The sequence below is a fragment of the Rhodococcus sp. W8901 genome (genome assembly GCF_013348805.1).
Taxonomy (GTDB): Bacteria; Actinomycetota; Actinomycetes; order Mycobacteriales; family Mycobacteriaceae; genus Prescottella.
Genome location: NZ_CP054690.1, coordinates 3,328,194 through 3,345,909, shown reverse-complemented (window position 1 = coordinate 3,345,909; position 17,716 = coordinate 3,328,194). Strand labels below are relative to the sequence as shown.

Sequence of the window (17,716 nt, the reverse complement as noted above, 5' to 3'; positions counted from 1 at the left end):
GCACAGTAGGCGGATCTGATCACTGATCGTCAGGATCGTGCTGGACCTCGTTGAGGTTCTGGTCGGCGTTCCGGCGTAGCCGAACCACGAAACGTGCCCCGCCGCCCGGGACGTTCCCGACCTCGATGTCGCCGCCGTGTATCCGCGCGTTCTGCTGTGCGATGGCCAGCCCCAATCCACTGCTCTCGGAGCGACCGCGGGCGGTGTCCGCTTTGAAGAATCGGTCGAAGACGTGCGGCAGCGCGTCGTCTGGGATTCCGTCGCCGTGGTCGTTCACGACGACTTCGATCCAATCGCGGTCGGCGTGAAGCACGACAGTGACAGGAGGCCGCCCGTGCCGGAGCGCGTTACCGACCAGGTTCGCGATGATCACGTCGAGTCTGCGTCGATCGACTTGGGCTCGAACGTCTCTCGGTAAGTCCAGATCGACCGTGTCGTCCCAGTGGCGGGCCACCAGGGTCGCCCGAATCGCCTCCCCGACGTCCACTTCCTCGAGGATCAGCGACGCGGTGCCCGCGTCGAATCGTGACACCTCCATGAGGTCCTCGACGAGTCGAGTAAGTCGGCGGGTTTCCCGCACCAGCAGACCGGCGGATCGCGCGGCATCGTCGGGCATACGCGGGACGTCTGCCTCCAGCACGTCGGTCACCGCGAGCATCGCGCTCAGTGGGGTTCGGAGCTCATGAGAGACGTCGGCAACGAACCTGCGGGCGTCTTCCTCCAGTCGCTGCAGTTCGGCGATCGTCCGCTCGAGTTCGTCAGCGGTCTCGTTGAACGTGTGCGCCAGATCCGCCAGCTCATCGGTTCCCCGCACGCGCAGGCGTGCCGTGAGATCGCCCGCGGACAATCGCCGAGTGGCATGACGGAGATCTCGTACCGGGCGAAGTACGCCGTTGGAGGACAACAAACCCACCAGAATGGCGAACGGCACCGCGACGGCACCGACCAGCCATGCGGTCCGACTCTGCACCTGCACCTGCTGGTAGGTCGGAGCAAGATCGTGGCCGGAATACACCTCCAGCCCCGACGGCTGACTCGCGTCGCCGGGCTGCCAGATCGTTACCGGCATGCCGATCACCAACTCGGGCCCGGTCGGGGTGGAGACATACTGCACCTGTACGCGCGTGTGGTCGCGTACCGCGTCGCGGAGCTCCGGGTTGATGGTGACGTGTGCCGATTCAGTGGTGGACTGCAGATCGCGGTAGGTCACCGTGGCGTTGCCCGGCAACTGTGCCGCGAATGCGTTCAGGGTTTCCTGGTCTGGTGGGTACTGCAGCTCGGGGGCGAGCGCGGTGACGCGTTGCCGCAGGTCGCGGATGGCGCGGTCCTGATCGGCGGCGAGGAGGGAATTGCGGGCGGAGACGTAGCCGGCCGTGGCGGCACTGGCTATGGCAGCCAGAGTCACCAGGATGAAGGCGATCACCAGGCGAGCCCGCAAGCCGCCGCGCCACCCGGGTAGCCGCATCCTAATCCGCATCCGCTGTTCCCGCCTAGACCGGTCCGAAGCGGTAGCCGAACCCACGCACCGTCTGGATGTAGACCGGCTGTGCGGGATTGTCCTCTATCTTGGCGCGCAGTCGTTGCACGCAGGCGTCGACCAGTCTCGAATCACCCAGGTACTCGTGCTCCCACACGGACTGCAACAGCTGTTGCCGACTGAAGACCTGCTCCGGGGCCGCTGAGAGGGTCAGGAGCAGACGCAGCTCCGTCGGGGGCAGTATCAGCGGATCGTGATGCTTTGCCACGATCAGCGAGGAGTAGTCGATCGTCAAGTCGCCGTACTTGGCCGCGGGCGTGGATTGCGTCTCGCCGCGACGGAGCACTGCCCGGATCCGAGCATCGAGAACCCGAGGCTGGACCGGCTTGATCACATAGTCGTCGGCCCCGGCTTCGAGCCCACTGACGACGTCCACATCGTCGCCACGGGCGGTCAGCATGATGATCGGAACACTGCTGGCGGAACGAATTCTTCGGCAGACCTCGAAACCGTCCATGCCGGGCAACATGAGATCCAAGATGACAACGTCGGGCGGTTGGATCTGGAGAAAATCGAGACCCATATGGCCGGTGACGGCTCCCTGCACGACATGAGAGAGCTGACCTAGCCCCAGTCTGAGTCCTTCGCGTACCGCTTCGTCATCCTCGATGAGCAAGATCTGAGCCACAGGCACCCATTATCCAGACTCTCACCGGTACCGATACCGCCACGCCACCGTTGTTACACAGCCAAGACACGCTGCGCACGCGGACGAGACAGTACTCACCGAGAAGGTGAACATGCATTGCGTCAAGCCCGGAGATCGGCGGCCGCGGCACCTCTCACTCGGAAGATGACTCTGACAAAGCATCAGCCGGCGTGTTTCTCGAGCGGTGCGGTGTCGGGTCCCACCACCAGTTGGCCGCGGTGGACCGTCAGACGAACGCCAACGGCCCCGCCAGCGGGGTCCCGAACAGCACTCCGATCGTCGCGGACGTCGTCAGCCACACCACCCGTTTCGTCGGCACGGTCGGCCACAGCCGCGCCAGGATCCACGCCGCCACCGCGACATTGATCGCGATCAGCGGGTTCTCCGGACCCAGGCTCACACCCGCGCCGAGGGCGAGTGCCACCCGCCAGCGAGGGGAGCGAGCGGGGCGGGATCGGGGGGGCCGACCAGTCCGGCCGTCGCCGGATCGGGTCCGCCGTGACCCGGAAGCTTCCACACCAGGAGCCCGATCCCGGTGAGCACGGCGAAGATCCACCACCGGGCATATCCGTCGAACCCGACGAGATCCGGGATCCAGGTGTAGAGGAGATCGGTGACTCGATCGGTGACGATCACCATCGCGATCGGGATGACGGCGGCGGCCACGCCCAACGCTACGGCGTGGGTGGGGGTGTTCGCAGGCTCTCGTAACAGGTAGCCGAGCAGCGCCGGCACCGGCAGGAGATCGCTGGCACCGGTCACGGCACGATGACCGCCCGTCCCCGCAACGTGCCCGCGGCGAGGCGGCGGTAGGCCTCGACGCCGTCGTCCAGGCTGAAGCGCTCCACAGCGATGTCGAGGACGCCCTGGTGCGCGAGGTCGATGAGCTCGATCAGTTCGCTGCGCGAGCCCCAGTACGGCGCTGACACATTGGTCTCGAATGCGCCGGTGAAGAAGCCGACGCGGGCGGTGGCCTTGCCGTCGCCGAGTCCGACGATCGTGACGTCCGATCCGACGCCGGCGACCGCGGTGGCGACGTCGAGCGTCGGCTGGACGGCGACGAAGTCGAGGACGAGAGCCGCGCCGGCGGGGCCGGTGATCTTCCGGACGTTCGCCGCGGCGTCGGCGTCGGACAACACCGCTTCGTGGGCGCCGACCTCACGGGCGAACTGCAACTTCTCGTCGTTGACGTCGAGTGCGATCACGCGAGCTGGGGACAGATGGCGGAGCAGCTGGATCGCGACATGGCCCAGTCCACCGGTTCCGATCACCACCGCGGACGATCCTGCCCTGAGCTTGCCCAGCGACCGTTTGATCGCGTGATACGGGGTCAGACCCGCATCGGTGAGGGGGACGGTTGCGACCGGGTCGAGATTTCCGATCGGTACGAGGTGCCGAGGCGAGTCCACCACCATGAACTCCGCGATGGCGCCGGGCGCTCCGAGACCGGGCGGGTGGATACCGAGTTCCGTTGCACGCGAACAATAGTTTTCGAGTCCTTGGGCGCAGTGCCAGCAGCGGCCGCAGCCCCACGGGCCGTAGACCACCACGTTGGTGCCGACGTCGAGATCGGTGACACCGGCGCCGACGGCGGCCACGCGACCGGCGCCCTCGTGGCCGAGGGTCAGTGGTAGGTCGTAGCCGAACCGTTCCGCCGGCAGGCTCATGATGAACTCGTCGGAGTGGCAGACGCCCGCCGCGGTGATCTCGAGCAGCACCTCGCCCGGTCCGGGTTCGGGTTTCGGGATGTCGACCAGTTCGGGTTCGCCGCCGATCCGGGTGTACTGGATTGCTCTCATACTGCGCTCCTTCGTCGATTGTCCGAGGGATCTCGCTCGCGGTTTCGAGCATGGCACGACCGGGGGGACGGCGCGCTCCGTCCGGGGGGTCGTGCGAGGGTGGTGGGATCGTTCGGACGGGGAGGGACGAATGCGGTGGACGCGGCCGATACTGCTGTCGATCCCGGGCCTGTTGCTCGGAATGCTGACGGCGGGCTGGATCCGTGATGGCGACGAGTCCTTCTGGCAGTCGCAGATGGTGTGGACGAACCTTCCTGCCGCGGCACTGGCCGTCGCGCTCGGTATCCCGAGCGAGATCTGGCCGCGTTCGCGGTGGCTGGCCTGGCTGGGTAGCGTCGCGGCCCTGCTGTATGCGCTGAAGCAGAGCCCGTTGGTGCTGGTCGGCGTGATGGGGGTGGGAATGGGCGGGGTCGGAGATCCCCGGATTCTGTTGATGCCGTTCAGTTGTCTGCTGTTCGGTGCGGCGTGGATCGCCTTCGCGGTTCGCGCCGGAGGTATCGACCCCGCAAGGGCGAGTGAGTGCGCCTGAATGTTGCCCGACGATGGTTCTGTGCGATCGACACAATCGGGATTCTTCGTCGCGCCCGGAATCCGGCGAAGCCGTGCGCCGGATTGTCGGTTCGGTACACAATGGCGCCGACGGTGAGCCGCAGACAGGGAGGTGAACGCGTGGGAGACGACACGCGTGCCGATCTGTGGTTGCGGGACTACATCACTACGACGTTGACGAGCGAGCATCTGAGTGCCTTCCTCGCATTCCTCGAGGAGTCGTTCGCCGCGGATGTGCCGGAACTGGCGTCGGACGCGGAACTGGAGCGGGATCTGCGCTCCGCCATCCGCGGTCAGTTCGGAGCATTCCTCGAGGCCAGCGGCCCGCTGGCCGACGGGCCGGCTGCGGCGCCGGTGTCCGAGGCGACCCACGCGCTGGCACGCACAGTGGCACAGCGGGGACTGGAACTGCGGGTGCTCTCGCGGATCTACCACGCCGGCCACCGCGCGATGCTGGGCTTCACGTCGGCGCTGATCGAGCAGGAGTCGTTGGATCCCGATTTCAAGATCCAGGTGCTGACCACGATGTGGTCGCAGACCGGCGAACTGCTCAGTTCAATGCTCGACGAGCTTGCGGTCACCTACTCGCAGGAGCGTGAACGTCTGCTGCAGGGCGCCTTTGCGTACCGGATGACGGCGGTGCGGGAGATCCTCGACGGCGGCGGAGACCAGACGCAGGCGTCGGCCAGGCTCGGGTATCCGCTGCAGCGGGCGCACATCGCGGTCGTGCTGTGGGCGGATGAATCCACATCGTCCGGTGGATCCCTCGAACCGGTCGTGGCGCGTCTGGCCGGGGCACGTCGTAGTCTGTCGGTGCCCTCCGGGGCGCACGGGGTGTGGGCGTGGATCGCCACCGACGACGGTGACGCTGATCCGTGGACGGTCGATCCGCTGTCGGTGCCGAAGGGGGTGCGGCTCGCGCTGGGCGAGCCGGCCGCCGGGATCGACGGATTCCGTCGCAGCCACCGGGAAGCGATTGCGGCGCAACGGATCGCCGAGTCCGGTCGCCGTCGTGCGACCGTCACGCGGTACCGCGACGTCGAGGTGGTGTCGATGCTGTCGGCGGATCCGGAGTCGATGCGGGCACTCGTCGAGCGGGAACTCGGGGGCCTGCGGGGTGAGGATGCCACCGCGGAGCGTCTCCGGGACACGCTGCGTGAAGTGTTGGCCTGCCGAGGTAACCATGAAGCCGCGGCCCGCAGGCTCGGTGTCCACAAGAACACGGTGCGGTACCGGATCCAGCAGGTGGAGGCCACGCTCGGGCGCGACCTGACGGGGCGGCACCTCGAACTCGAACTGGCGTTGGCTTGCTTCGACACCTTCGGGGGCTGACCCGCTGTGCGCCGGGATGTGCGGGTCGCACAAATGTCGGGATGTGCGGGTCGCACAAAAGGTCCGCGCTGGACTGGGCAGATCGGCCAAGCGAGATCGCACCGTTCCGTGTGACGATCGTCACGACGACGGAAGACGTGGTCGGCGATATCCCCGAGCGAAGGAGTACGACGTGGCGGTTCCCGGCATCCCCGAAGGATTCGACTTCACGGATCCCGATGTGTACGAGACCCGGTTGCCGATCGAGGAGTTCGCGGCACTCCGGAAGTCGGCTCCGGTCTGGTGGGTGGAGCAGCCGCCGACGAAGGGCGGGTACCCAGACGCCGGCTACTGGGCGGTGTCCCGGCACGCCGACGTCAAGGAGGTCTCGCGCAACGGCGAGGTGTTCTCGACGTGGGAGAACACGGCGATCGCCCGCTTCGGCGACGACATGCCCCGCGAGACCGTCGAGATGATGCGGCACCTGTTGATCAACAAGGATGCGCCCGATCACACCAAGCTCCGCAAGATCATCGCTCGTGGTTTCACCCCGCGTGCCGTCCAGAGTCTGCGTCCGGCGTTGAAGGCGCGGGCGGAACAGATCGTCCAGCAGGCGGTCGCCGCCGGCGCCGGCGACTTCGTCGAACAGGTCGCATGCGAGCTGCCCCTGCAGGCCATCGCGGAGTTGATCGGTGTGCCGCAGGAGGACCGCCACAAGATCTTCGACTGGTCGAACCAGATGATGGGCTACGACGATCCCGAGTTCGCGCAGGAATCGGCGACGGCGTCCGCGGAGATTCTCGCCTACTCGTATGCGATGGCGGAGGAGAGGCGCAAGTGTCCCGCGCAGGACATCGTCACCACGCTCGTCGAGGCCGACATCGACGGCGACGCCCTGGCTTCCGAGGAATTCGGGTTCTTCGTGCTGCTGCTCGCCGTCGCGGGCAACGAGACCACGCGCAACGCGATCACGCACGGGATCATGGCGTTCATGGACAACCCCGACCAGTGGGAGTTGTACCGACGGGAGCGTCCGGCCACGGCGGTCGACGAGATCATCCGCTGGGCCACGCCGGTCGTCGGATTCCAGCGAACTGCGTTGTCCGACAACGAACTCGGTGGTCAGCAGATCCGCAAGGGCGACCGCGTCGTCATGTTCTACTCGTCCGCCAACTTCGACGAGGACGTGTTCGAGAACCCCACGCAGTTCGACATCACGCGAGCCGACAACGACCACCTGAGCTTCGGTGGCACCGGGGCGCACTATTGCATCGGGGCGAACCTGGCGCGAATGGAGATCGAGTTGATGTTCAACGCGATCGCCGACCACATGCCGGACATCACCAAACTCGGTGACCCGCGGCGGCTGCGGTCCGGGTGGATCAACGGGATCAAGGAACTCCAGGTGGACTACGCCGGTAAGTGCCCGGTGGCGCACTGAGCCCGCGCCTGCGGCCCCGTCACCACCACCCGGTGGCGGGGCCGAGGCGGTTGCCCAGTTCGGGCGCGAGGGTGCGCACGTAGGTCGCGGTCAGGTGGTCGTCGTCGCGGTAGACCAGGATGTTGCCCTCGACCACGCGGCATCGGTCGGTCCTGCACACGGCGTCGGACAGGTCGAGTAGCTGGACGGTCGGCAGGTACGCCGCGGCGGCCTGCGCCGGGTCGACGGGCTCGAGGACCTCCGCACGGTCGATGCCGCACGAGTCTGCGTTGCCCCCACGTCGGGCGAGGCAGTCCGCCGCCCGGTAGCTGACGCCGTCCTCCTCGAGCCATGGCGTGTCGCGCAGCGCGATCACGGGCAGATCCCGGGTCGCCAGTTCCTGCCAGAGCGCGACGTACGTCTCAGGGGTGTAGTCGCCGGGCTCGCCGGGGCGGGGCCGGGTCGAGGTGCTGAAGACGTAGTCGGGGCGCATCTCCGTGAGGGCGTCGACCACCCCGAACGTCCACTCCTCGCACTCGCCGATCGGGTAGTCGGGGCCGACGGGCAGCAGGGCGGGGCAGCCCACCTTCAGGAACGTTTCCAGACGGAAACGGTGCTCCCGGGCGAGGATGTCCAGGGCCGGAATCCAGTGCTCGGCGTGCGATCCGCCGATCACCGCGATACTCCGCTCGGCATCGACGTCGCCGTACGTGCAGGTGAGGGCCTCGATCTGGCCGGACTGCGACATGCATCCGTCGCCCGTGGTCGGCGGCAGGTCGGCGTGCGCGACGAACCGGGACGGCTGCTCGCGCGCCGTCACGACGTCGGCGCCGGACGTGAGCGCGGCCGCACCCGGGTAGGTGACCGGATCGAGTGGTCCCTGCTGGGCCCATTGCGTTGTCCGGCGGTCGACGAAGTGTGTCCAGGTCACCGATGCGGCACCCACGATCACCGCGAGCGCCGCGACGGCCGCGACGAGCGCCGACCGTGTCGCTCCGCGATCGGCGGTCCTACGGATCGGGGTCTCGACCAGTCGGGTCGTCAGTTCCGCGAGGACCAGCGACACCGCGATCACGATGGCCCCGCCGGCGACGCTCGCCGACGGGCGATCGGCGATCACCAGATAGCCGATGAGGATCGGCCAGTGCCACAGGTACAGCGCGTACGCGACGGTGCCGAGACGTAGCAGCGGTCGGGAGGCGAGCAGGTTCGAGACCGGATTCGCGCGAGCATCGTCCGCCGGTTGCGCGCCCGCGACGATGAAGGCGAGCGCGGCGCCGACCGGGACCAGCGCCCACGGTCCGGGGAACTCGCTGCGTCCGTCGAGCACCATGCCGCAGCCGAGAACGATCGCCAGGCCGGTGACGGACAGCGCGATCCGCCACCCGCGCGGCACCCGGATCCACGGTGCGACGCACGCCAGCACACCGCCGGCGAGCAGTTCCCACATCCGCGCGGCGGTGTCGTAATACAGCCACGTCTGCGGCAGTTCGCTGGTCGTCGCATAGATCAGGGACGCGGCGGCCAGGGCCGCGAGGACGACCGCGAGCGGCCCGCGGACGGGCAACCCGCGGGCCCGCAACAGCCACGCGACCGCGAACACGACAACGATCGCGGCGAGGTAGAACTGGCCCTGCACGGAGATCGACCACAGGTGCTGCAACGGGCTCACCGACGGGTCGGCGGCCAGGTAGTCGCTCGCGGTGTCGGCGAGGTGCCAGTTCTGGAGGAACGTCAGCGAGGCGGTCGTCTGCCGCGCGATGTCGAACCACAACGTCGCCGGATGGACCCAGACGGTGAACGCGACCGTCGCCGCGAGCACCACGACGAGGGGTGGTCCGAGTCGTCGAGTGATTCGCCCCACGACGGGGCGTGGATCGAGTCGAGACGGACCCTCCGCGACCCGCAGCAGCGACCCGACGAAGAAGAACCCGGACAGCGCCAGGAAGATGTCGACGCCGCCGGAGACCCGTCCGAACCACACGTGGTAGACGACCACCAGCCCGATCGCGAGGCCCCGGAGACCGTCGAGATCACGGCGGTGAACTGGGCGAATGCGGCTTTCGGAGCCCGAGGGGCCACCGAGGGTCGGGGCGGTGGAGCGGACTGACACGCGATCCTTTCGAGGCGGCGCGGGAGGAATCCCGGATTGCCGCGGAACGGTCGCGGCGGCGACGTCCCCAAAATACCTGCCGCGTCGACCGTCGCGCCCGAGCACATACAGTCGAGCGCCGTGAACTCCTTGCGCATGTCTTCCGAGCGGATCGTCGCGATCGACACCGAACACCTGTGGCATCCCTACGGGGCGTTTCCCGCGTCGACGGCCCCCCTGGTCGTCGAGTCCGCGGAGGGCGCTCGCCTCACCCTCGCGGACGGCACCGAACTGGTCGACGGTATGAGCTCGTGGTGGTCCGCGGTGCACGGGTATCGCAATCCGGTCCTCGATGCCGCGGTCACCGATCAGCTCGGCCGGATGAGTCATGTCATGTTCGGCGGGCTCACCCACGCGCCGGCCGCACGTCTCGCGGAGTTGCTGGTCGAGATCACACCCGCCGGTCTGGAGAAGGTGTTCCTCGCCGACTCCGGCTCGGTGTCGGTGGAGGTCGCCGTGAAGATGTGCCTGCAGTACTGGCGTGCCCAGGGGCGACCGGAGAAGCACCGGCTGCTGACGTGGCGGGGCGGCTACCACGGGGACACGTTCGCGCCGATGAGCGTGTGCGACCCGGACGGGGGCATGCACTCGATGTGGACGGACGTGCTGGCCCGGCAGGTGTTCGCGCCCGCGCCGCCGCGCGAGTACGACGCCGCGTACGTCGCGGAGTTCGAGCGGCTCGTGATCGAACACCGCGACGAGTTGGCGGCGATCATCGTCGAGCCCGTCGTGCAGGGGGCGGGGGGCATGCGGTTCCACCACCCGCACTACCTCCGCGAGTTGCGCCGCATGTGCGACGAGCACGATCTGCTGCTGGTGTTCGACGAGATCGCCACCGGATTCGGTCGCACCGGCGAGCTGTTCGCCGCCGACCACGCGGGGATCGCGCCCGACGTGATGTGTGTCGGCAAGGCCCTCACCGGCGGCTATCTCACGCTCGCCGCGACGCTGTGCACCACCGAGGTGGCCGAGACGATCAGCGCAGGCGAGGGCGGCGGGATCATGCACGGCCCGACGTTCATGGGGAACCCGATGGCCTGTGCGGTCGCGGTCGCGGCGGTGGAGTTGCTGCTCTCGCGCGACTGGCGGGCCGAGGTCGCGGCGCTGAACGAGGGGCTCGAACGCGGGCTGGCACCCGCGCGGGACATTCCCGGTGTCGTCGACGTCCGGGTGCTCGGCGGCATCGGGGTGATCGAGTTGGCCGAACCGGTCGACATGCAGACCGCGACCGACGCCGCTGTCGGGGCGGGGGTGTGGCTGCGCCCGTTCCGGAATCTGATCTACGCGATGCCGCCCTACATCTGTACCGCCGAGGATCTGGACCGGCTCACCACCGGCATGGTGGCGGCCGCGCGAAGCCAGGCGGCCTGACCGCAAGCCCACTTGAACGCTGTTCAAGTGGGCTTGTATCGTGCTTCGGGTGGGTACCGAGGGCAATGCGCTGAGCTGGCTGGACGACGTCGAACGTGATCGGCGGGCGGCCGGTCTGCGTCGCGAGCTGCGGGCACGCGGCGCGTCCGACTCGGTGATCGACCTCGCCTCCAACGACTACCTGGGTCTCGTCCGGCACCCCGAGGTGATCGACGGCGCCGTCGACGCGGTCCGTCGCTGGGGCGGTGGCGCGACCGGATCGCGGCTGGTGACGGGCACGACGTCGGATCACGAACTGCTCGAACGTGAACTCGCCGAGTTCGTCGGCGCCGAGGCCGGCCTGGTCTTCGCGAGCGGCTACGCCGCGAATCTCGGTGCCGTCACAGCACTCTCGGGGCCCGGCGCGCTGATCGTGTCCGATGCGGGCTGCCATGCCTCGCTGGTCGACGCGTGCCGGTTGTCCCGCTCCCGGGTCGTGGTGGCACCGCATGCCGACATCGAGTTCCTCCGCCGCGCGCTGGCCGAACGCGCCGAGGAACGCGCGCTGGTGCTCACCGACTCGGTTTTCAGCGCGGACGGCGACCTTGCGCCGCTCGCCGCGATGCACCGTGTGTGCCGCGAGCACGGCGCGGTGCTGCTGGTCGACGAGGCCCACGGGCTCGGCGTCCGCGGGTCGGGCGGCCGCGGCCTCGTCCACGAGGTCGGACTGGCGGGGGAGCCCGACGTCGTGGTCACGGCGACCCTGTCGAAGTCGCTGGCCAGCCAGGGTGGCGTGGTGCTGGCGTCGGAGAAGGTGCGTGCACACCTGGTCGACACGGCGCGCACGTTCATCTTCGACACCGGCCTCGCGCCCGCCGCGGTCGGGGCCGCACGTGCCGCGCTGGCCGTGCTGATCCGGGAGCCGGAGCGCGCATCCGCGGTGCTCGACCGGGCCCGCGACCTGGCGCGCATCACCGGGGTAACAGATCCGGCATCGGCCGTGGTCTCGGTGATCCTCGGGGATCCGGAGGTGGCGTTCACTGCGGCGGTCGCGTGCCGGGAACGGGGGCTGCACGTGGGCTGTTTCCGACCGCCGTCGGTGCCCGAGGGCACGTCGCGGCTGCGCCTGACCGCGCGCGCGACGATCGATGCCGACGAGATGGAACGGATCGAAAGTATTCTCGCCGAGGTGCTTTCGGGCAATCGCGTGGGAGTGTCGGCGTGAGCGTGCTCGTTGTGTCCGGTACCTCGACGGACGTCGGCAAGACGATCGTCACCGCGGCGCTCGTGGCCGCGCTTCGGGCAGCGGGCCGATCGGTCGCGGTGTGCAAGCCGGCGCAGACGGGTGTCACGGCGGACGAGCCGGGCGATCTGGCGGAGGTCACGCGGCTGAGCGGTGTGACGGCGACGGTCGAACTCGCCCGGTATCCCGAACCGCTCGCCCCGGACACGGCGGCCCGGCGCAGTGGCATGCCGATGCTCACCCGGTCCGATGTCGTGGCCGTCGTGCGCGAACTGGATGCCACGTACGACGTGACGATCGTCGAGGGCGCCGGGGGACTGCTGGTGCGTCTGGGCGCGGACGGCTTCACGGTGCGCGACGTCGCCGCCGACCTGGATGCGCCTGTCGTCGTGGTGGCTGCGCCCGGATTGGGCACGCTCAACCACTGTGCGTTGACGGCCGAATCGCTGGCCGCGGCGGGCGTGAAGTGCTCGGGCTTCGTCGTCGGATCGTGGCCCGTCGAACCCGATCTCGCGATGCGCTGCAATCTCGAGGATCTGCCGACCGTGACGGGGGCCGCACTGGTCGGGCGCATCCCGGAGGGGAGTGGGCGTCTCGACGAGGCTCGATTCGCGAGTGCCGCGCCGGGCTGGTTCGACCCCGAATGGCTCGCCGCCTCGATCGGCTGAACAACCCGATCCGACGGCCCGAGGCGCAGAAAATCGCTGCGCCGGACGCATATGTCCGTGCTAGACACGGTCGAGTCGACATACGCGTACGCATACGGGAGGACGGGTCGTGCAGACCACAGAGGCCACAGAGGCCACAGAGGACACAGAGGACACAGAGGCTATCGCCTCCAACCGGGCGAACTGGAACGACCGGGCGGACGTCCACGCGCGATCGAAGATGTACGACATCGAGGGCTTCCTCGCCGATCCGGGGACGATCTCGCAAGTCGTTGTGAACGATCTTTCGGTGCTTGCGCCCCACCTGCCGGACTCGGGGGTGCGCGGCCGCAGTCTGCTGCACCTGCAGTGTCACATCGGCACCGACACGATCTCGTGGGCGCGGCTCGGCGCCGTGGACGTGCACGGACTCGATCTGTCGCCGAACTCCCTGGACCACGCGGCGCGGATCGCGGCCGCCGACGGGCGTGACATCCGCTGGGTGGAAGGCGACGCCCGGTATGCGTCGACCCTGATCGACCGCCGGTTCGCAACCGTCGTCACGAGTGCCGGCACGATCGTGTGGCTGCCGGAATTGGCGACGTGGGCCCAGTCGATCCACGACCTCCTCGAACCGGGAGGCGTGTTCATGATTCGCGACGACCATCCGATTCTCGGGTCGATGGACCACGAGCCGTGGGAGATCGTCGACGACTATCTCGGCGGGGGTGGTCACCGCACCTACGACGACTCGGGAACGTACACCGAGGATTCGGCCGGGCAGATCGCGCATGTGACGAACTACGAGTGGCGTCACGACCTCGGCGAAGTCGTCGGCTCCCTCCTGGAGGCCGGCTTGACGATCGAATCCCTGGTCGAGCTGCCGTACATGGACTGGCCCGCGTTCGACGATCTCGTCCCGTGTCGGCGCGGGTGGGAGCTGCGACCCGGAGCGCCGCGGATTCCTCTCAACTTCGCTGTCGTGGCCAGGCGCCCCGCTGTGCTGGGGAATTCCGACGGCCCGGTGCCGTCGGGGTAATTCGCGGCGACGCGGCGACGCTTCACGTACTGTGAGTGCCATCACATCGAGTAGGCAGATCGGGCGGCGGACCGACAGTCCTGGTACCGCTCCGATCGGCCGAGGATTCGAACACTGCTTTTCGAAGCTTCTCGGAGGTACCGATGACCACCACCGAAGTGATGGATCTGCAGCGCACGATCGGCCATCTGCGGGAGTGCGTCGGGTCGCTGCGTGACGTCTACGGCGACGCGTCGGCCGTGCGCCGGCTGGCCAACGACGTCGATCGTCTCGACATCGACGCCCACGACCTCACCGAATCGCCTCCGCGGCCCACGGTCGGGGCGGGCACCGAGCGCGTACAGGTGCCGGACACGCCCTACGACCGTTCGCTGTGGCAGGGGGCCGACGACGAAGGCCTTGGCGGCAACCCGCACGAGAACGCGTGAGGGCGCCCCGCGTGACCGAGATCGGTGCACCATCGCCGGCTCGGGCGGGCATCGGTGCGCGCACGTTGCGCACCGACCGGTGGTGGCTGGCGCCGCTGCTCACGACGCTCGGGCTCGCGGTCTTCGTCGTGTACGCGACGGTCCGCTCGTTCGTGCGGACCGCGTACTGGGTGGACGACTACCACTACCTGACGCCGTTCTACTCGCCGTGCATCAGCGAGTCGTGTGTGCCGGGTGCGAGTCATTTCGGCACCTGGGTCGGCGAGCTGCCGATGTGGATTCCGCTCGGCTTCCTGGTGCTGCCGTTTCTGCTCGGTTTCCGTCTCACCTGCTACTACTACCGCAAGGCCTACTACCGGTCGATCTGGTTGGCGCCGCCTGCCTGCGCGGTGGCCGAGCCCCACGCCACCTACACCGGGGAGACGCGGCTGCCGTTGATCGTGCAGAACGCCCACCGCTACTTCTTCTACGTCGCGTTGGTGGTGTCACTGGTCAACACGTACGACGCGGTGCGGGCGTACGAGGGCCCCAACGGCAGCTTCGGCCTCGGCCTGGGCAGCCTGATCATCACGGTCAACGTGATCCTGCTGTGGGCGTACACCCTGTCGTGCCACTCGTGCCGCCACGTCACCGGCGGCCGGCTCAAGCACTTCTCGGCACACCCGGTCCGCTATCGGCTGTGGACGTGGGTGAGCAAGCTCAACACCCGCCACATGCAGTTGGCGTGGACAACGCTGGCGACCCTGATCATCACCGACTTCTACATCATGCTGGTCGCGAGCGGCACCATCTCCGACCTGCGTCTCATCAACTGACGGGCTCGACGGGCACGAGCGATTCCAGCCGGAGGGGGAATTCGTGGCAGAGGTGGAGCGGCACAAGTACGACGTGGTGGTGATCGGCGCCGGCGGCGCCGGGCTGCGGGCGGTCATCGAGGCGCGCGAACGGGGCCTGTCGGTGGCCGTGGTGTGCAAGTCGCTGTTCGGGAAGGCTCACACCGTCATGGCGGAGGGCGGCTGCGCCGCCGCGATGGGCAACGCGAACTCCAAGGACAGTTGGCAGGTCCACTTCGGCGACACCATGCGTGGCGGCAAGTTCCTCAACAACTGGCGGATGGCCGAACTGCATGCGCGGGAGGCGCCGGATCGGGTGTGGGAACTCGAGACCTACGGCGCGTTGTTCGACCGCACCCCGGACGGCCGGATCAGCCAGCGCAACTTCGGTGGGCACACCTATCCGCGCCTGGCGCACGTGGGGGACCGCACCGGGCTCGAACTGATCCGCACGATGCAGCAGAAGATCGTCTCGCTGCAGCAGGAGGACTTCGCGGAGACCGGTGACTACGAGGCGCGTGTGAAGGTCTTCGCCGAGTGCACGATCACCGAACTCCTCAAGGACGGCGACCGGATCGCCGGCGCCTTCGGGTACTGGCGCGAGTCGGGGCGGTTCGTGCTGTTCGACGCCCCCGCGATCGTCATGGCGACCGGCGGAATCGGCAAGTCGTTCAAGGTCACGTCGAACTCGTGGGAGTACACCGGCGACGGCCACGCGTTGGCGCTGCGGACCGGGGCGAACCTGATCAACATGGAGTTCGTCCAGTTCCACCCGACGGGCATGGTGTGGCCGCCCAGCGTGAAGGGCATCCTCGTCACCGAGGGCGTCCGCGGCGACGGCGGGGTGCTGAAGAACTCGGACGGCGAGCGGTTCATGTTCTCCTACATCCCCGCGGTGTTCAAAGGTCAGTACGCGGAGACCGCGGAGGAGGCCGACAAGTGGTACGACGATCCGGACAACAACCGTCGTACACCCGACCTGCTGCCGCGTGACGAGGTGGCGCGGGCGATCAACTCCGAGGTCAAGGCCGGACGGTCCACCCCGCACGGTGGCGTGTACCTCGACATCGCGTCCCGGATGCCGGCGGACGAGATCGTGCGGCGGCTGCCGTCGATGCACCATCAGTTCAAGGAACTCGCCGACGTCGACATCACGAAGGAGCAGATGGAGGTCGGTCCCACCTGTCACTACGTGATGGGCGGCATCGAAGTCGATCCCGATACCGGATCATCCACGGTGCCCGGCCTTTTCGCTGCCGGAGAATGCTCCGGGGGCATGCACGGATCGAACCGGCTCGGCGGAAACTCGCTGTCGGACCTGCTGGTCTTCGGTCGGCGGGCCGGGCTCGGGGCGGCCGACTACGTCCAGTCCCTCGAGACCCGTCCTGCGGTCACCGAATCGGATGTCGTGGCCGCGGCGGCCGCGGCCCTCGCGCCGTTCGACCCGCCCGCGGAGGGGCTCGGGGAGAACCCCTACACCCTGCACACCGAGTTGCAGCAGACCATGAACGACCTGGTCGGCATCATTCGCAACGAGGAGGAGGTGGAGCGGGCCGTCGCGAGGCTCGACGAAATCAAGTCTCGCGTCGGTGGGGTGACGGTCGAGGGCCACCGCCAGTTCAACCCGGGGTGGCACCTGGCGTTGGATCTGCTGAACATGGTGCTGGTGAGCGAGTGCGTCGCGCGCGCCGCCCTCATGCGGACCGAGAGTCGCGGCGGGCACACGCGCGACGACTACCCGTCGATGGACCCGCAGTGGCGGTCGACACTGCTGGTCTGCAGCACGGTGCCCGGCGATCCGGCACTCGGCGACGACGTCGCGATCCCCGACGTGATCGTCACGCGCGAGGAGCAGACGCCGATGCGTCCGGATCTGTTGGCGCTCTTCGAGATCGACGAGCTGGGGAAGTACTACACGGATGCCGAGCTCGAAGGGCATCCGGGAAGGGCGACCTGACATGGGCTACGACGCGAAGTTCCGGGTGTGGCGCGGCGACGCGTCGGGCGGGGACCTGTGCGACTACACGGTGGAGGTCAACGAGGGCGAGGTGGTCCTCGACATCATCCACCGCATCCAGGCGACGCAGTCCTCGGATCTGGCGGTGCGCTGGAACTGCAAGGCCGGCAAGTGCGGGTCGTGCTCAGCGGAGATCAACGGTCAACCACGGCTGATGTGCATGACCCGGATGTCGACGTTCGGCGAGAACGAGGTCGTGACCGTCACCCCGATGCGTTCCTTCCCCGTCATCCGCGATCTCGTCACCGACGTGTCGTTCAACTACACCAAGGCGCGCGAGATCCCGTCGTTCACGCCGCCGCCCGGTCTGGCGCCGGGCGAGTACCGGATGAAGCAGGTGGACGTCGAGCGGTCTCAGGAGTTCCGCAAGTGCATCGAGTGCTTCCTGTGTCAGAACACGTGTCATGTCGTGCGGGACCACGAGGAGAACAAGGAGGCGTTCGCCGGCCCGCGCTACCTGATGCGGATCGCCGAGCTCGAGATGCACCCCCTCGACACCGCGGATCGCCGCGACGCCGCCCAGTCCGAGTTCGGGCTGGGGCTGTGCAACATCACCAAATGCTGCACCGATGTGTGTCCGGAGAACATCCACATCACCGACAACGCGCTGATCCCGATGAAGGAACGCGTCGCCGACAAGCGGTACGACCCTGTGGTGTGGCTGGGTAACAAGCTGTTTCGGCGAGGGAAGTAGCCCTCCGGGCCCTGCTGCGATCGACCGAACAAACGATTGGCACTCATC

At 68.0% G+C, this 17,716-nt stretch carries 17 protein-coding genes; 11 read left to right on the top strand and 6 right to left on the bottom strand.

Annotated elements, in window-relative coordinates; translation table 11 throughout:
- Positions 1-19 precede the first annotated feature (19 nt).
- From HUN07_RS15720 to HUN07_RS15705, 5 genes are all read right to left on the bottom strand, one after another.
- Positions 20-1,522: a sensor histidine kinase gene (locus tag HUN07_RS15720; protein ID WP_254622538.1), complete on the bottom strand. Its 1,503-nt coding sequence runs from the start codon at positions 1,520-1,522 to the stop codon at positions 20-22.
- The gene (locus tag HUN07_RS15715; RefSeq protein ID WP_174910837.1) at positions 1,491-2,165 is read right to left on the bottom strand and encodes a response regulator transcription factor; all 675 of its coding nucleotides are present in this window, start codon (positions 2,163-2,165) and stop codon (positions 1,491-1,493) included. Before HUN07_RS15715 ends, HUN07_RS15720 begins: the two co-directional genes overlap by 32 nt.
- Positions 2,166-2,412: 247 nt before the next feature.
- Positions 2,413-2,586 (bottom strand): hypothetical protein, encoded by a 174-nt coding sequence (locus HUN07_RS27040; RefSeq protein WP_254622537.1) that lies wholly within the window; start codon positions 2,584-2,586, stop codon positions 2,413-2,415.
- On the bottom strand, positions 2,583-2,948 hold the full coding sequence (locus HUN07_RS15710) for a hypothetical protein (RefSeq protein WP_254622536.1): 366 nt from the start codon (positions 2,946-2,948) through the stop codon (positions 2,583-2,585). Before HUN07_RS15710 ends, HUN07_RS27040 begins: the two co-directional genes overlap by 4 nt.
- Complete coding sequence (locus HUN07_RS15705) at positions 2,945-3,985, bottom strand: NAD(P)-dependent alcohol dehydrogenase (RefSeq protein WP_174910835.1); 1,041 nt, start codon at positions 3,983-3,985, stop codon at positions 2,945-2,947. Before HUN07_RS15705 ends, HUN07_RS15710 begins: the two co-directional genes overlap by 4 nt.
- 130 nt (positions 3,986-4,115) lie before the next feature.
- Here HUN07_RS15705 and HUN07_RS15700 point away from each other — a divergent pair, with 130 nt between their 5' ends.
- The 3 genes from HUN07_RS15700 (at position 4,116) to HUN07_RS15690 (ending at position 7,286) form a co-directional block, all read left to right on the top strand.
- Complete coding sequence (locus HUN07_RS15700; RefSeq protein ID WP_174910832.1) at positions 4,116-4,514, top strand: hypothetical protein; 399 nt, start codon at positions 4,116-4,118, stop codon at positions 4,512-4,514.
- Positions 4,515-4,654: 140 nt separating this feature from the next.
- The gene (locus HUN07_RS15695; RefSeq protein ID WP_254622535.1) at positions 4,655-5,866 is read left to right on the top strand and encodes a PucR family transcriptional regulator; all 1,212 of its coding nucleotides are present in this window, start codon (positions 4,655-4,657) and stop codon (positions 5,864-5,866) included.
- Positions 5,867-6,038: 172 nt separating this feature from the next.
- The gene (locus HUN07_RS15690; protein WP_174910826.1) at positions 6,039-7,286 is read left to right on the top strand and encodes a cytochrome P450; all 1,248 of its coding nucleotides are present in this window, start codon (positions 6,039-6,041) and stop codon (positions 7,284-7,286) included.
- A gap of 19 nt (positions 7,287-7,305) precedes the next feature.
- Here the strand turns inward: HUN07_RS15690 and HUN07_RS15685 are convergent, their stop codons facing one another.
- Positions 7,306-9,378, bottom strand: a complete 2,073-nt coding sequence (locus tag HUN07_RS15685; RefSeq protein WP_174910823.1) for an acyltransferase family protein — start codon at positions 9,376-9,378, stop codon at positions 7,306-7,308.
- 135 nt (positions 9,379-9,513) lie between these two features.
- On the opposite strand from HUN07_RS15685, the gene HUN07_RS15680 reads away from it, so the two are divergent.
- The 8 genes from HUN07_RS15680 to HUN07_RS15645 all read left to right on the top strand — a co-directional run bounded on the left by HUN07_RS15680 (position 9,514) and on the right by HUN07_RS15645 (position 17,668).
- Positions 9,514-10,788, top strand: coding sequence for an adenosylmethionine--8-amino-7-oxononanoate transaminase (locus HUN07_RS15680; RefSeq protein ID WP_397484385.1), 1,275 nt, complete (start codon positions 9,514-9,516; stop codon positions 10,786-10,788).
- 37 nt (positions 10,789-10,825) lie between these two features.
- Positions 10,826-11,992 (top strand): 8-amino-7-oxononanoate synthase, encoded by a 1,167-nt coding sequence (locus tag HUN07_RS15675; protein ID WP_114719355.1) that lies wholly within the window; start codon positions 10,826-10,828, stop codon positions 11,990-11,992.
- On the top strand, positions 11,989-12,678 hold the full coding sequence (gene bioD, locus HUN07_RS15670; protein WP_174910820.1) for a dethiobiotin synthase: 690 nt from the start codon (positions 11,989-11,991) through the stop codon (positions 12,676-12,678). The genes HUN07_RS15675 and bioD overlap by 4 nt, the downstream gene beginning before the upstream one ends.
- Before the next feature lie 109 nt (positions 12,679-12,787).
- Positions 12,788-13,696, top strand: a complete 909-nt coding sequence (locus HUN07_RS15665) for a class I SAM-dependent methyltransferase (RefSeq protein ID WP_174910817.1) — start codon at positions 12,788-12,790, stop codon at positions 13,694-13,696.
- A 143-nt stretch (positions 13,697-13,839) separates the two neighbouring features.
- A complete protein-coding gene (locus HUN07_RS15660) occupies positions 13,840-14,124 on the top strand; it encodes a hypothetical protein (RefSeq protein WP_114719358.1) in 285 nt (94 codons plus the stop codon).
- A gap of 11 nt (positions 14,125-14,135) precedes the next feature.
- A complete protein-coding gene (locus tag HUN07_RS15655; protein ID WP_254622534.1) occupies positions 14,136-14,939 on the top strand; it encodes a hypothetical protein in 804 nt (267 codons plus the stop codon).
- A gap of 43 nt (positions 14,940-14,982) precedes the next feature.
- Positions 14,983-16,914, top strand: coding sequence for a fumarate reductase/succinate dehydrogenase flavoprotein subunit (locus HUN07_RS15650; protein WP_174910811.1), 1,932 nt, complete (start codon positions 14,983-14,985; stop codon positions 16,912-16,914).
- 1 nt (position 16,915) lies between these two features.
- On the top strand, positions 16,916-17,668 hold the full coding sequence (locus tag HUN07_RS15645) for a succinate dehydrogenase/fumarate reductase iron-sulfur subunit (protein WP_114719361.1): 753 nt from the start codon (positions 16,916-16,918) through the stop codon (positions 17,666-17,668).
- Positions 17,669-17,716: the final 48 nt, after the last annotated feature.

Excerpts from the sequence above, each read along its gene's own strand:
- HUN07_RS15705 (WP_174910835.1), bottom strand. The coding sequence starts at position 3,985 with ATGAGAGCAATCCAGTACACCCGGATCGGCGGCGAACCCGAACTGGTC.
- HUN07_RS15645 (WP_114719361.1), top strand. The coding sequence starts at position 16,916 with ATGGGCTACGACGCGAAGTTCCGGGTGTGGCGCGGCGACGCGTCGGGC.
- HUN07_RS15660 (WP_114719358.1), top strand. The coding sequence starts at position 13,840 with ATGACCACCACCGAAGTGATGGATCTGCAGCGCACGATCGGCCATCTG.
- HUN07_RS15700 (WP_174910832.1), top strand. The coding sequence starts at position 4,116 with ATGCGGTGGACGCGGCCGATACTGCTGTCGATCCCGGGCCTGTTGCTC.
- HUN07_RS15680 (WP_397484385.1), top strand. The coding sequence starts at position 9,514 with ATGTCTTCCGAGCGGATCGTCGCGATCGACACCGAACACCTGTGGCAT.